The organism is Afifella sp. YEN Y35 (genome assembly GCF_047553465.1).
GTDB classification, from domain to species: Bacteria; Pseudomonadota; Alphaproteobacteria; order Rhizobiales; family Afifellaceae; genus Afifella; species Afifella aestuarii.
Window position 1 is genome coordinate 3,476,241 of the sequence record NZ_CP180203.1, and the last position, 13,017, is coordinate 3,489,257.

Here is a 13,017-nt window from a genome sequence, read left to right on the forward strand (position 1 = left end):
CGCAAACATCGTCCGAAGCGCGGAAAAGGCGCCTCAGAAGCGCCCTTTGACACATTTCTCCGGATTTTTCACGCGCCCCTTAACGCCTCATTGAGGCTTCTTGCAGGTTTCCCGCCAAATGCAGCGCATTTTAATCGCTTCGTGCTTTTTTGGGTCGAAGATGCAAGCCACATGACGGCTCGAAGAGACAAAAGAAAACGTCATCGTAAGGCGTTAACTATGCTCGGACGATATCGAACAAGATGTTCGCGGTGGCGTCGCGACGAAGACGGCGCGACGGCGGTGGAATTCGCGCTGATTTCGCCCCTCCTGATCTTCATGATGATGGGGGTCGTCGAGCTCGGGCTTTATCTCTCCGCCGAAAGCGTGCTGGAGCATGCGAGCTACACTGCAACCCGGCTCGGGCGCACGGGCTACACCGATAAGGAGAACAAGCTCTCCCGCGAGCAGACGATCCGCGCCGCCCTCGAAGCGGATGCGAGCGTTCTGATCGACCCGGCCAGGGTCAAGATCAGCAGCCGCTCCTTTACCGATTTCGACGAAATGACCGCAGGCCCCGAGCCGTTCATCGACGCCAACGGCAATGGCGTGCGCGACGATGGCGAGAACTACACGGATCTCAACGGCAACGGCAAATACGACGACAATTCCGGCACGCCGGGTTACGGCGGAGGCAAGACGGTCGTCGTCTACACCATCACCTATCCCTGGAAGTTCATCACGCCGATGATCGGCTCAATCCTCGGCGGCAGCGACAACACTCTCGATATCACCGTGCATGCGGTGGTGAAGAACGAGCCTTTCTGATGCGACCGATCCTGAACCTGGCCTGTGGGATATCACGGCGCGTAGCACGCCGGGTATCTGCGCGACTGCGCGCCTTGCGGCGCAACGAGGCGGGTGTGGCCGCGCTCGAATTCGCGCTTTCGGCGCCCTTCCTCGTGATCCTGACGCTCGGCGGCTTTGAAATGAGCCGCTATATCCTGGTTCAGCAGAAGGCCGACAAGATGGCCTTCACCGTCGCCGACGCCGTGGCCCGCGACAAGACCCTCACCTATTCGATGGCCGACCAGCTGTTCCAGGCGTCAACCGAGTTGATGAAGCCGCTCGATTTCAGCGACCACGGCCTCGTCATCCTGAGCGCCGTCGCCCGAGACAGCGATGAGACCAAGATCCGGGTCAAATGGCAGTGCAAGGGCGGCGGGATACTCGATGTGGCGAGCCGCATCGGCGATATCGGCGACATCGCCGACGTGCCGGGCGACCTCACGCTCGATCCCAAGGATTATCTCATCATCACCGAGGTGTTCTACGAGTGGACGCCGACATTCGGCAGCTACTTCTTCGGTGACCACGGTATCTACAAATACGCCATGTTCCGCCCCCGTCTGGGGCAGCTGACGACGACAGCGGGATGTTCGTGATGTTGTGTTCTCTCCGTCGCCTCTTTCATCGCTATCTGCGCCGGGAAGACGGTTCCGTTGCGCCGCTGATCGGGTTCTCGGCGCTCGGGCTGATCGTCCTGATGGGCTTTGCCGTCGATGTCGGGCGCGCGCAGTTCGTTCAGGCGAAACTCCTGAATGCGGCCGATGCCGGTGGGCTTGCGGCCGGATCGCGGATCAACTCGACCAATGTGCAGGAAGAGGTGGAGCAGTTCGTCCGGGCGAACTTCCCCGACGGCTATGCGGATGCCCATATCACCGACGTCAAGGCCACGGTGAATGCGGCGCAGACCACGATCACCGTGAATGCCTCGGCGAAGGTGCCGACCACGTTCATGCGCCTCCTCGGCTTCAAGTCGCTGACGGTGAGCGCCCATTCGGAGGTCACGCGCGAGATGGGTGGGCTCGAAGTCGTGATGGTGCTCGACAATACGGGGTCGATGAGATCGAGCCTGGGGTCGTTGAAAACCGCGGCCAAGACGCTGGTCGATATCCTGTTCGGAGACGATGCCGTCGCTGAGAACCTCTATGTGGGCCTGGTGCCGTTCTCGCAGGCCGTAAATATCGGGGGAGGAAACACGGGTTGGATCATAGAGAATGTCACAGATCCAAGTGACCTCCCTTACGCCGATTACGGTCAGTCAGCCGGCGGAGCGTGGGGCGGCTGCGTGGAGGCGCGCGCCGATGGCCAGGACGTGACGGATACCCCGCCCATGCACGACGACACGGTCAAACCTCCTGTCGAATCCCGTTTTCATGTGTATCTCTGGCCTGACTCTACCAAAAATGACTGGAATAATTCAACTAGATACTGCACGGGTTATGAAGTTTGGGACAAATGCTATTGGGGTGAGTGGAAAGTTACTAAGCCGACTGCGTATTATACGCCGTATAATAATTCTTGGCGGAGCCCAAACAAATATTGCCCTGAGGCCGTGACACCAATGACGCCCGTCAAGTCGACGATCGAGGCCGGTATCAACAGGATGACGACAGACGGCAATACCCACATCAATCTCGGTGCGGTCTGGGGCTGGCGGATGTTGTCACCGCGTTGGCGCGGCTACTGGGGCGGAGATATGGGCACAAACGGCTTGCCACTCGACTACAACAATGAACTGATGGATAAGGCCGCCATCATTATGACAGATGGTGAAAACACTTGGGGCGAAGAATATTCTGCTTATGGCCCAGAGTCCGAACAACGTCTGGGGTACAGCAATCCCAAGGGCGAGTTGAACAAACGTCTCGAGCAGGTTTGCACCTCGATGAAAAATGCCGGGATTCTCGTCTACACGATCGCCTTCAACAAGCCGGGTTATTCGACCGAGCAGATGATGCGACGCTGTGCGTCGCAGGACAGCTTCTACTTCGATTCCCCGGATACCTCGGCCTTGCAGACGGCGTTCAAACAGATCGGCGATTCGCTTTCCAATCTGCGTGTCAGTCGTTGATCGGGGTTCGTTCGGCTCCGCCCGGGTGATTGCGGGGCGCTGCGGCCCGGGCGGTTGGGCGCGCCCGGTGACCGGGTTCGCAACCGGCTATTGCGGCACGACGGGGCCGGTGCCGCGGCCTGGTGGTGAGGCGGGCCCGGTGGCGCCGCGGATCATCATCAGCTCGTCGATGTTGTCGACGGTGATATAGCCGATGAAGCGGCCGCCTTCGGTGCGGCCGGCCAGGCTGATGCCGCCCTCTACGACGCCGACCGCCGGCGCCATGCCGGCCTGGAGGCGCTTCAGCGCATCGCTCAGGCGGGCGCGCGCGGCAATCACCGGAATATCGGTCGTCATGACATGCAGGACGGGGGCGTCCGGCCCCTCGGCTGCGAGCTTTTCGATCAGCGTCGCGCGGGTGAGGATGCCGCGCAGGCGGCCGCTGCCGTCGACGACCGGGAATTCATGCTGTGTGGTGCGCAGAAGAAGCTCGGCGGCCTCGCCCAAGGTCGCGGAGGGGGCGAGGGATTCGAACTCGCTGATCATGGCATCGCGCACCCTGAGACCGCGTGCGGCATCTTCGAGGCCGACGGAGCGCGCCTCCGCATTGCCGGCGAGGAAGATGAAGGCGGCGATGAGGAGAAGGATCGGATTGCCGTAAAGGGCGAGAAAGCCGAAGCCGACGGCGATGCCCTGGCCGATGCGTGCGGCCATCGTGGTGGCGGCCGGGCGGCTCAGCTTGAAGGAGAGGGCCGCGCGCAGGACGCGCCCGCCATCCATCGGGAAGGCCGGGATGAGATTGAAGAGGGCGAGGAACAGGTTGACGCCGGCAAGGCGGGCCAGAAAGCTCACCTGCGGATTGTCGAGCGAGGCGAGCGAGGCCGTATCGACGGCGCCGCCGAGGGCGAGGATCAAGACGGCGGCGATGACGATGTTGACGGCCGGGCCGGCGAGCGCGACGAGCATTTCCTCGCGCGGATTTTCCGGCATGCGTTCGAGACGGGCGAGCCCGCCGATCGGCAGAAGCGTGATGTCGGGCGTCTTGATGCCGAAGCGGCGTGCCGTCAGCGCGTGACCGAATTCATGCGCGACGACGCAGGCGAAGATCGCCAGGATGAAGAGAACGCCGTCGATGGCGGCCGCGGCCCCGCCCATCTGGTAATGCGCGAACCCGATCCACGCCAGGAGAAGAAAGAAGGTGGCGTGGATGCGGATTTCCGAGCCGAAGAGCCGGCCGATGGGAAAGGACCAGGACATAGGAAATAAATGGTCCTGATCCTCTCCAATTGCAAAGACATGCGGACTTGCCGCCAGTCTTTCGTCAGCTTTTCAGCCGGTCGCGCATGCCGAGCGTCCGAAGGCGCAGGGCGTTCAGGCGGATGAAGCCGGCCGCATCGCGCTGGTCGTAGGCGCCGCGATCGTCCTCGAAGGTGACGAGTTCGTCATTGTAGAGCGATTGCGCGCTCGCCCGGCCGATGACGATGACATTGCCCTTGTAGAGCTTCAGTCGGACGGTGCCTTCGACCTTCTCCTGGCTCTTGTCGGCGAGCGCCTGGATCATCTCGCGCTCCGGCGCATACCAGAAGCCGTTGTAGACGAGCTCGGCGTATTTCGGCATCAGCTCGTCCTTGAGATGGGCCGCGCCGCGGTCGAGCGTGATCGATTCCATCGCCCGGTGAGCTTCAAGCAGGATCGTGCCGCCCGGCGTCTCGTAGATGCCGCGGCTCTTCATGCCGACGAAGCGGTTTTCGACGAGATCGACGCGGCCGATGCCGTTGTCGCGGCCGAGATCGTTGAGGGCCGCCAGAAGCTCATGCGGCTTCATCGCCTTGCCGTCGATCGACACGGGGTCGCCGTTCTTGAAGGCGATCTCGATGATCGTCGCCTTGTCGGGTGCCTCTTCCGGCGAGACGGAGCGCTGGAAGACGTAGGCCGGCGGCTCTTCGTTCGGGTCTTCCAGGACTTTGCCTTCCGAGGAGGAATGCAGGAGGTTCGCATCGACGGAGAAGGGCGCCTCGCCGCGCTTGTCCTTCGGCACCGGGATCTGGTTCTTTTCGGCGAAATCGATCAAGTCGGTGCGCGACTTGAAGTCCCATTCGCGCCAGGGGGCGATCACCTTGATGTCGGGATCGAGCGCATAGGCGCTGAGCTCGAAGCGGACCTGGTCGTTGCCCTTGCCGGTGGCGCCATGGGCGATCGCATCGGCGCCGGTCTCGTGGGCGATCTCGACGAGGCGCTTGGAGATGAGCGGGCGCGCGATCGAGGTGCCGAGAAGGTAGACGCCTTCATAGACGGCGTTCATGCGGAACATCGGGAAGACGAAGTCGCGGACGAATTCCTCGCGCAGATCCTCGATGTAGATTTCCTTGATGCCGAGCATCTCCGCCTTCTTGCGGGCCGGCTCGAGCTCGTCGCCCTGACCGAGATCGGCGGTGAAGGTCACCACCTCGCAGTCATAGGTGACTTTCAGCCATTTCAGGATGATGGAGGTGTCGAGGCCGCCGGAATAGGCGAGCACCACTTTCTTGACGTCGGAAGCCATGGAAATCCGCTTGTTGCGCAGGGTTATGATCGGCCGCGCACTATAGGCCGGGTGCGGTGCGGTGCAAGACGTGAGGCCCGGCTTGATGGCGACGAACGGGGGCCTGTGGCCTTATGCGCGGGTCGAGAAGACAAACCGCCCGGCCGCGCGCAGCCGGCGCCCGAGAATGGTGAGGGCGGCGGTGACGCCGCGATCGATCTCGGGCTGGAACCGGTAGAGCACCGGCAAGCGCAGAACGATCATGACGAGGAAGGTGACGAGCCAGGCGACGAGAACGTCGCTCAAAAAATGCCCGCCCATGGCGAGGCGCGTCCACGAGACGATGAGGAGGAGCCCGAAGGTGGCGAGAAAGACGGGCAGACGCCAGGCCCTCGGCACGACGAAGACGAGCGCGATCAGCCAGAAGGCGGAGGCCGCTTCGCCGGAGGCGAAGGAGCAGTTGGAATGGCAGGTGCCGGAGAGATCGCCGACACGGGCGAAGACCTCTTCGCCGCCGAATTCGAAGAGATGACGGGGGCGCGGGCGCGCCGAGAACGTCTTGAGAAGGCCGTTGATGAGAAGCCCCGGCCCGATCGCCAGAACGAGATAGAGGAAGACCGGCTTGTGCGGGCGCACGAGCATCGGCCTGTCCGGCCATAGGAGTCTCGCGACGAAGGGCAGGCCGATGGCGATGGCGATAAAGATTTCGAGGCCGCGGCCGACATTGCGCCAGAAGGGCGGCGCGCCCGTCGCCGTGAACCCGTGGCTGCTATCGAAGAAGAGCCTGGCGACGGCGAGATCGATGGCGGGAAAGGCGGCGAAGACGAGGAGGATCGCAAGAAGTGCGGAGAGCGCCGTCATCGTCGGGCGCCGCTTCACGAAGTCCATGGCGTCGTCCACACGGCGACCGCGGCGCGCGGGCGGTGGCAGAAGCACGGGAAGATCCGCCAAAGGCCGCGATCCGGCCGTGCGGACCGCGGGCATCAGCCGCAAAACCGGCGCAAAAAACGGGTGGCGCGTGACATCGGCAAGAGGCATGAATGCGGTCCTCAGGAGGCGCGTATGGACTTTCTTCCTTCGCTGGCGGTCATCGCCACCTTCACCTTCGCGGCCGGCGTGCTCATCATTACGCCCGGGCCCGATATGACGCTGTTTCTCAGCCGCACGCTGACGCAGGGACGCGCGGCCGGACTTGCCGCCATGCTGGGCGCGACCTCGGGCCTCGTGGTGCACACGATGCTCGCGGCCTTCGGGCTGTCGGCGCTCCTCGCCGCCTCGCCAAAGGCTTTCCTCGCGGTGAAGATTGTCGGAGCGCTCTATCTTCTCTACCTCGCGTTCCAGGCGATCCGCCGTGGTTCGGCTTTGACACTCGATACGAGCCTGCGCTCCAGACAGCCGCTCGTGAAGAGCTGGCTTGCAGGTTTCGGCATCAATCTCCTCAATCCGAAGATCGTTCTGTTCTTCGTGACCTTCCTGCCGCAGTTCATTTCGGTAAACGACCCGCACGCCTCTGCCAAGCTGGCGTTTCTCGGATCTTATTTTATCTGTCTCGGCGTCCCCTCCTGCGCAGCAATGGTGCTCGCGGCCGACCGCGTTTCTGCCACTTTGCGCCGTTCGCGCAAGATCTCGCGCGCGATCGACTGGCTTTGTGCCAGCATTTTCGGCGGCTTCGCCTTCCGCATCCTGTTGGCGCGCGGGCAGTAAGGTGGTCGGGTCTGCGGCCATGCAAAAAATTCCGGAGATCTCGACGCCGCGCCTAACCTTGCGACCATTGCGGATCGATGACGCTGCCGCCATTCAGCGCAGGTTTCCGCAGTTTGAGATCGTCCGCTATCTGAATGCGGTGGTGCCGTGGCCCTATCCGGAGGATGGGGCGCTCACCTATATCCGCGACGTGGCGCTGCCGGCGATCGAGGCCGGGCGCGAATGGCACTGGACGCTTCGCCCGAAAGCAGGGCCGGACGAGGCGATCGGCGTGATCAGCCTGAGGCGGGACAGCGACGACGACCAGCGCGGCTTCTGGCTGGCGCCCGAATGGCAGGGGCAGGGCCTGATGGGCGAGGCGACCGAGGCCGTCGGCGTATTCTGGTTCGAGACGCTCGGTGAGCCTTTGCTGCGTGTTTCCAAGGCGGTCGCGAACGACCGTTCCAGGCGTGTCTCCGAGCGCGGCGGGATGCGCCTCGTCGCGGTGACGGAGCGCAGCTTCGTCAGCGGCCGCCTGCCCTCGGAGATCTGGGAAATCACGCGCGAGGAATGGCGTGCGCAGCGCCACAAGGCGATGCGCGAAGAAGGTCGAGAGAGAGGCTAGTTCTTTCTGCCGGCATCCTTTGCCGCGAGCGCGCCCATCGCCGACCAGTCGAGATTTTCCCCGCCATGGGCGAGAAGCCGCAGGAAGCGGTCGTGCAAGAGGCTTGCGATCGGCAGCGGGACGTTCAGGGCATCGCCCGCCTGCATGGCGAGATCGACGTCCTTCTTGCCGAGGGGTGCTGGGAAGCCGGCCGGCTCGAAGTTCTCCTCCACGATGAGGCCGCCATAGGTCTTGTAGACGGGCGCACCGAAAATCGTCGAGGTGAGAAGCTCCAGATAGGCGTTCTTGTCGATGCCGCCTTTGTCGACGAGGGCGATCGCCTCGCCGAGGGATTCGATCACCGAGGCGATGAGGAAATTGCCGGAGAGTTTGACGAGGCTCGCGCCCTTCGGCTCCTCGGATATGGCGAAGGTGCGCTGGCCGATCGCCTCGAAGAGCGGTTTCGCCGTCTCGATGGCGGCCGCGGCGCCGCCGGCGACGACGAAGAGCTTGCCGGCGGCGGCCATTTCCGGACGCCCGAAGACGGGGGCTGAAAGAAACGCCTGGCCTTTTTCGGCATGGGATGCGGCGAGCCGCTCCGCCATCGCGACGCTGATCGTGCTCGAGGAGATGTGGAGCGCGCCCTTGGGCAGGTGTTCCAGGATGCCGTCGGGGCCGTCGACGATTCCTGCGAGCGCCCTGTCGTCCGGCAGCATGGTGAAGACGGCCTCTCCGCGGCAGGCGTCGGCGATCGTGTCAGCGACTGTTGCACCATCTCCAGCCAGGGCCTCCGCCTTGGAACGCGTGCGGTTGTAGAGCGTGACCTGGTGACCGGCGGCGATGAGGTTTTTCGCCATGCCGGTGCCCATCTGGCCCAATCCGATGAAGCCGATTTTCATGTTCGAGCCTTCCGTGCGTCGCTGATGCTGGGATGATGCCGAGACGTCCGTCCGTACACTTTTGTCTGGCCTTGGGCCTTTATCTGGAGCGGAGGGGCGAGCTGCCAACGCTGCTAATGACTGGCGCCGCCTGGCCGCATCGCCGCCTCAGCTCGTGCGGGGATCAGGTGCCTCTCTCGCCGCCGTGTCCGGGCGGAGCGCCGCCTCTTCCTGCAGACGGCTCATGATCCAATCGCGAAAGACGCGCACCTTGCGGGGCGGACGGCGGGTCTCGGGATAGACGAGGTAATAGGCCCAGTTGGAAGAGGCGGCGAGGGAGAAAGGCTGAACGAGGTGCCCCGCCGCCACCTCTTCGGCGAAGAAGGCCGGCTCCAGGATGGCGACGCCCTGGCCCGCGAGGGCCGCGCGGGCGGCGAGATGCTGGGACAGAAGATGCAGGCCCGAGCGTTCCTCGATGTCACCGGCCTCGATGCCGGCGAGGCGGAACCAGTCCGTCCACCAGGAATCCGACGGATCGATCAAGGGGAGGTCGAGAAGGTCGGCGGGTTTCGGCGCGGGGCCGAGGCGCGCGGCAAGCGCCGGGCTCAGCATAGGCGAGAAGGCGATGTCGCGCAGCTTGTGGATCGCAAGGCCCGACCAGTCGCCGCGGCCTGCCCGCAGCCCGAGATCGACGGAATCGCGCGCGAAATCCGTCAATTGGTTGCTGGTGTCGAGACGCACGGCGATTTCCGGATGGGCGAGCTGGAAGAAGCCGAGCCTTGGAACAAGCCAGGTGGTCGCGAAGGTGGCGACGGCGCTCACCGACAGAATGTGTTCGCTGGTGACGGCCAAGGCGGCGAAGCTCTCCCGCAACCCTTCAAAGGCGCGCAGCACGGCCGGGGCAAGGCGGGCGCCCGCCTCCGTCAGCTCGACGCCGCGCGCCCGGCGCACGAAGAGACGCGTGCCGAGGCGCTCTTCCAGAAGCTTGATCTGATAGCTGACGGCCGCCTGCGTCATGGCGAGCTCTTCGGCGGCCGCCGTGAAGTTCAGATGCCGCGCGGCGGCCTCGAAAACCCGGATCGCCGCCACTGGCGGAAGCGAAGAAGGCATAAGTGCACCTTATTGCAAGGTGCGGATTATTGGTTGGATCGGAGGCCGCTGCAAGGCTTAGAAACGAACATCACTCAGGAGAGACCTGTTCAGGAGATGGGCGATGTTCGCAGAAACATGCGCGTCCGGACGCCCAGTCCGGCGCATCCAATGGTTTGCGGCTCTCATGGCGCAATTTATGGCTTGGCGGGGCAGGCCGCGACGGCTCGATCTCGACGAGATGCCGGAAGCGCGGTTGCGCGATCTCGGCTTTCTCGACGGGCGGCCGCATGCGCCGCGCGATCCGATGCGCGATTGAGAGGGATGATTGGGCTGGGGTCCGCCCCGTCCGTCCGGGCGGTGTCAGGCCGCGAGCGGGTAGGCTTCTTCCATGATGTAGGGGCCGCCGCCTCTGGAATCGCGCGAGGAGAGAAGCACGAAGCGCCCGACCTCGAAGGGGGGCGTGCGGAAATCGCCGCGGAGCGCCAGATAGGCCGCGACATCGCCCTGGCTCGCCGTCTTGAGGCGGGCGAGCGTCACATGCGGACTGAATTTGCGCCGGTCGGGATCGAGGCCGAGACGCTGCAGGCGGCGTTCCAGATCGGCCTGCAGTTCGCGCAGCTTGTCGCCGGCGGAGACGCCCGCCCAGACGGAATGGGGTTTGCGTCCGCCAAAGGTGCCGAGGCCCGACAAGGAGAGTTCGAAACCCTGCCGGCTCACCTGCGCCAGCGTGCCGGCGACCTCGTTCGCCGTGCGGTGGTCGACATCACCGATGAAGCGGAGCGTGATGTGGTAGTTCTCCGGGTCGATCCAGCGCGCTCCGGGCAGGCCGCCGCGCAACAGGGAGAGCGAGAAGGCGATGTCGGAGGGAAGCTCGAGCGCCGTGAAGAGGCGGGGCATGACGGTCTCCCATGCGGGGCCTTCGGGCCGGTTCGGCTGTGCCTTGCGAATCACGCATGGGCACCGCGACTGCTCCCTATTCTAGGGCCAGATGGGGAAAGGAAAGAAGGGGACCGAAAAGACCAGGCGTGACGCCTGGCCCGATCCGGCAGCGAACACGATGAGGGGCCGTAGAAGAAAAGGGCCGGACAAGAAAAAGGCCGGACTGACCGGCCTTTAAGGTGTTACCTCTGGGGGATTGAACCTACTCGGAACAATATTCGGCGGAACCGGAGTTCGGGGGCTGGGGGCGAACCGTCGCCCCGGCTCCGACGAATTATATGAGGCAGTCTCAATCTCGCTTTCCAGAGTGGCGTGCGAAGGGCTGAATTCCGGCGACAATATGAAATTTCTTTCCCGCGACGGGACGTTCAACCAATCTAGCCTTGCCTGCCTGCCGCGATTGCCGCTTTAATGAACGGCCATCAGGAGGCTTGCTTGAGCGAGACAGAAGACGGGTCTAGGGCCGCGCTGCGGACGGGTTTCGCAGCGCATTCGAGCGAGAAAACGAGCGGGCATTCGTCGATGCATCCCGGGGGGCATTCGTCGACGCATTCTGGGGCGCAGTCTGGGACGCATGCCGGTGGGAAGCCGGGCGCCAACAAGGCGCTGGTCGCCTTCCACCGCACCGAACTCGACGTCATCCTCAGAGTTTACGGGCGGCGCGTGGCGGAAGGCGAATGGCGCGATTACGCCATCGACCATTTGGCGGATCGGGCGATTTTCTCGATCTTCCGGCGCGCCAGCGAAATGCCGCTCTACAAGGTGGAGAAGGTGCCCGCTCTCGCCCGCAAACAGGGCGCCTACCGGGTGGTGGCGACCGGCGGCACGATCCTGAAGCGCGGCCACGATCTGGCGCAGGTTCTGAAGATCCTCGACAAGCCGAAGCTGAAGCTCGTTTCGGGCTGATCGGCGGGCGGCCCGTCTCGCCGCCTGCGCGCTTATTCTGCCGGGAGCCCGGGCTCGCGATCGGGCAGGGTGCTGCCGCCTTCGCCGAGTTCTTTTTGCATCCATACCGTGTCGAGCCAGCGGCCGAATTTCAGGCCTGAGGCGGTGACCGTGCCGGCATGGCGGAAGCCGAGCGACGCATGCAGGCCGACGGAGGCGACATGGCGGCTGCCGTCGCCGATGACGGCGACCATCTGACGAAAGCCGCGCCGTTCCGATTCCTGAATGAGCGCTTCGAGCAGGCGCCGGCCGATCCCCTGGCGGTGCGCTTCGGGATGAATGTAGATCGCGTCCTCGACCATGTAGCGGTAGGCGCGGCGGGCGCGAAAGGCGCCGGCATAGGCGTAGCCCAGGATCTCATCGCCACGAAGCGCCACGAGGTAGGGATGGCCACCCGCCAGGATCGTCTCGAAACGCGACAGCATCTCGGCTTCGTCGGGCGCATCGAGCTCGTAGCTCGCCGTGCCGTGAAGGACGGCATGGGCGTAGATCTTGGTGATGGCCGGGATATCGGCCGCTTCGGCGGCGCGAATGGTGAGAGAGGCGGGTGTGTCCATCGTTTCGCCATAGCGCTTTGCGCGATCAGCGTCGATGGGAGAAAGCGCACACAAAAACGGCGCCCGAAGGCGCCGTTCGAAGCTATCTCAAAAACCTCATTCCGCTCAGTTGCGGTTGCCCATGAACTGAAGCAGGAACATGAAGAGGTTGATGAAGTCGAGGTAGAGCTGCAGGGCGCCCATGATGGAGGCGCGGCCCGCGGCCACCGTGTCGCCGGACACGTAATCATACGTGTTCTTCAGCCGCTGCGTGTCGTAGGCGGTGAGGCCTGCGAAGAGCAGGACACCGATCGCCGAGACGGCAAACTGCAGCGCCGACGAGGCGAGGAAGATGTTCACGATCGAGGCGATGATGATGCCGATCAGGCCCATCACCAGGAACGAACCCCAGCCCGACAGATCCTTCTTGGTGGTGTAACCCCACAAAGAGAGGCCACCGAAGGCCGCCGCCGTGACGAAGAACGTCTGCACGATCGACTGGCCGGTGAAGACCAGGAAGATCGTCGACAGGGACAGACCCATCACCGCCGCGAAGGCGAGGAACACCATCCGCGCCGTTCCCGGCTGCATGCGGTTGATGCCGGCCGAAAAGCCGAACACGAAGAGAAGCGGGGCGAACATGATCACCCACTTCAGCGGGCTCGCATAAACGGCCTGGCCGAAGGGCGTCAGCATCGCGCCACCCGCCGTCTGCTCGACGGCGAAATAGAACGTGGCGAAGGCGGCAACGCCGGTGACGGCAAGGCCCATCGCCATGTTGTTGTAGATGCCGAGCATGAAGGCACGCAGGCCCTCGTCGATGCCAGCGCGGGCGCCGGCCCGGGATACTGTGCTCGAGCGATCGACAGTCTGGTACTGCCGGTCGAATTCAGCCATCGAATTCCTCCTGTTGGGGTGCTCCGCCTAAGCTAAAAACGGGCGTC

At 63.9% G+C, this 13,017-nt stretch carries 14 protein-coding genes; 6 read left to right on the forward strand and 8 right to left on the reverse strand.

Annotated elements, in window-relative coordinates; all coding sequences use genetic code 11:
• Nucleotides 1-282 precede the first annotated feature (282 nt).
• The 3 genes from ACK8CP_RS16495 to ACK8CP_RS16505 all read left to right on the forward strand — a co-directional run bounded on the left by ACK8CP_RS16495 (nt 283) and on the right by ACK8CP_RS16505 (nt 2,896).
• Nucleotides 283-807: a TadE/TadG family type IV pilus assembly protein gene (locus tag ACK8CP_RS16495; RefSeq protein WP_414832538.1), complete on the forward strand. Its 525-nt coding sequence runs from the start codon at nt 283-285 to the stop codon at nt 805-807.
• A 95-nt stretch (nt 808-902) separates the two neighbouring features.
• Nucleotides 903-1,424, forward strand: a complete 522-nt coding sequence (locus ACK8CP_RS16500) for a TadE/TadG family type IV pilus assembly protein (protein WP_234630234.1) — start codon at nt 903-905, stop codon at nt 1,422-1,424.
• Complete coding sequence (locus ACK8CP_RS16505) at nt 1,415-2,896, forward strand: pilus assembly protein TadG-related protein (protein WP_414832539.1); 1,482 nt, start codon at nt 1,415-1,417, stop codon at nt 2,894-2,896. The genes ACK8CP_RS16500 and ACK8CP_RS16505 overlap by 10 nt, the downstream gene beginning before the upstream one ends.
• A gap of 87 nt (nt 2,897-2,983) precedes the next feature.
• Here ACK8CP_RS16505 and ACK8CP_RS16510 read toward each other — a convergent pair whose 3' ends face one another.
• The 3 genes from ACK8CP_RS16510 to ACK8CP_RS16520 all read right to left on the reverse strand — a co-directional run bounded on the left by ACK8CP_RS16510 (nt 2,984) and on the right by ACK8CP_RS16520 (nt 6,434).
• Nucleotides 2,984-4,132, reverse strand: a complete 1,149-nt coding sequence (locus ACK8CP_RS16510; RefSeq protein ID WP_414832540.1) for a site-2 protease family protein — start codon at nt 4,130-4,132, stop codon at nt 2,984-2,986.
• 64 nt (nt 4,133-4,196) lie between these two features.
• A complete protein-coding gene (locus tag ACK8CP_RS16515) occupies nt 4,197-5,417 on the reverse strand; it encodes an argininosuccinate synthase (protein ID WP_414832541.1) in 1,221 nt (406 codons plus the stop codon).
• A gap of 111 nt (nt 5,418-5,528) precedes the next feature.
• Nucleotides 5,529-6,434: a phosphatase PAP2 family protein gene (locus tag ACK8CP_RS16520; protein WP_414832542.1), complete on the reverse strand. Its 906-nt coding sequence runs from the start codon at nt 6,432-6,434 to the stop codon at nt 5,529-5,531.
• Nucleotides 6,435-6,458: 24 nt separating this feature from the next.
• On the opposite strand from ACK8CP_RS16520, the gene ACK8CP_RS16525 reads away from it, so the two are divergent.
• Both ACK8CP_RS16525 and ACK8CP_RS16530 read left to right on the forward strand, forming a co-directional pair.
• On the forward strand, nt 6,459-7,100 hold the full coding sequence (locus ACK8CP_RS16525; protein ID WP_128290654.1) for a LysE family translocator: 642 nt from the start codon (nt 6,459-6,461) through the stop codon (nt 7,098-7,100).
• 19 nt (nt 7,101-7,119) lie between these two features.
• Complete coding sequence (locus tag ACK8CP_RS16530; protein WP_414832543.1) at nt 7,120-7,704, forward strand: GNAT family N-acetyltransferase; 585 nt, start codon at nt 7,120-7,122, stop codon at nt 7,702-7,704.
• Here ACK8CP_RS16530 and ACK8CP_RS16535 read toward each other — a convergent pair.
• From ACK8CP_RS16535 to thpR, 3 genes are all read right to left on the reverse strand, one after another.
• Nucleotides 7,701-8,690: an NAD(P)-dependent oxidoreductase gene (locus ACK8CP_RS16535; protein WP_414832544.1), complete on the reverse strand. Its 990-nt coding sequence runs from the start codon at nt 8,688-8,690 to the stop codon at nt 7,701-7,703. The two genes, ACK8CP_RS16530 and ACK8CP_RS16535, sit on opposite strands and share 4 nt — an antisense overlap.
• A 39-nt stretch (nt 8,691-8,729) precedes the next feature.
• Nucleotides 8,730-9,671 (reverse strand): transcriptional regulator GcvA, encoded by a 942-nt coding sequence (gene gcvA, locus ACK8CP_RS16540; RefSeq protein ID WP_414832545.1) that lies wholly within the window; start codon nt 9,669-9,671, stop codon nt 8,730-8,732.
• A gap of 342 nt (nt 9,672-10,013) precedes the next feature.
• Nucleotides 10,014-10,550, reverse strand: coding sequence for an RNA 2',3'-cyclic phosphodiesterase (gene thpR, locus ACK8CP_RS16545; protein ID WP_128290659.1), 537 nt, complete (start codon nt 10,548-10,550; stop codon nt 10,014-10,016).
• A 477-nt stretch (nt 10,551-11,027) separates the two neighbouring features.
• Here thpR and ACK8CP_RS16550 point away from each other — a divergent pair, with 477 nt between their 5' ends.
• Nucleotides 11,028-11,498 carry a DUF2794 domain-containing protein gene (locus ACK8CP_RS16550; RefSeq protein ID WP_414832546.1) on the forward strand — a complete coding sequence of 157 codons (471 nt, stop codon included), beginning with the start codon at nt 11,028-11,030 and terminating at the stop codon, nt 11,496-11,498.
• 32 nt (nt 11,499-11,530) lie between these two features.
• On the opposite strand, the gene ACK8CP_RS16555 is transcribed toward ACK8CP_RS16550, so the two are convergent.
• Entirely contained in the window at nt 11,531-12,094 is a 564-nt protein-coding gene (locus ACK8CP_RS16555; RefSeq protein WP_414832547.1) for an N-acetyltransferase family protein, read from the reverse strand.
• Nucleotides 12,095-12,199: 105 nt separating this feature from the next.
• Nucleotides 12,200-12,970, reverse strand: a complete 771-nt coding sequence (locus ACK8CP_RS16560) for a Bax inhibitor-1/YccA family protein (RefSeq protein ID WP_234630245.1) — start codon at nt 12,968-12,970, stop codon at nt 12,200-12,202.
• Nucleotides 12,971-13,017: the final 47 nt, after the last annotated feature.

Excerpts from the sequence above, each read along its gene's own strand:
- ACK8CP_RS16505 (WP_414832539.1), top strand. The coding sequence starts at position 1,415 with ATGTTCGTGATGTTGTGTTCTCTCCGTCGCCTCTTTCATCGCTATCTG.
- ACK8CP_RS16510 (WP_414832540.1), bottom strand. The coding sequence starts at position 4,132 with ATGTCCTGGTCCTTTCCCATCGGCCGGCTCTTCGGCTCGGAAATCCGC.
- ACK8CP_RS16515 (WP_414832541.1), bottom strand. The coding sequence starts at position 5,417 with ATGGCTTCCGACGTCAAGAAAGTGGTGCTCGCCTATTCCGGCGGCCTC.
- ACK8CP_RS16520 (WP_414832542.1), bottom strand. The coding sequence starts at position 6,434 with ATGCCTCTTGCCGATGTCACGCGCCACCCGTTTTTTGCGCCGGTTTTG.
- ACK8CP_RS16525 (WP_128290654.1), top strand. The coding sequence starts at position 6,459 with ATGGACTTTCTTCCTTCGCTGGCGGTCATCGCCACCTTCACCTTCGCG.
- ACK8CP_RS16530 (WP_414832543.1), top strand. The coding sequence starts at position 7,120 with ATGCAAAAAATTCCGGAGATCTCGACGCCGCGCCTAACCTTGCGACCA.
- gcvA (WP_414832545.1), bottom strand. The coding sequence starts at position 9,671 with ATGCCTTCTTCGCTTCCGCCAGTGGCGGCGATCCGGGTTTTCGAGGCC.
- thpR (WP_128290659.1), bottom strand. The coding sequence starts at position 10,550 with ATGCCCCGCCTCTTCACGGCGCTCGAGCTTCCCTCCGACATCGCCTTC.
- ACK8CP_RS16555 (WP_414832547.1), bottom strand. The coding sequence starts at position 12,094 with ATGGACACACCCGCCTCTCTCACCATTCGCGCCGCCGAAGCGGCCGAT.
- ACK8CP_RS16560 (WP_234630245.1), bottom strand. The coding sequence starts at position 12,970 with ATGGCTGAATTCGACCGGCAGTACCAGACTGTCGATCGCTCGAGCACA.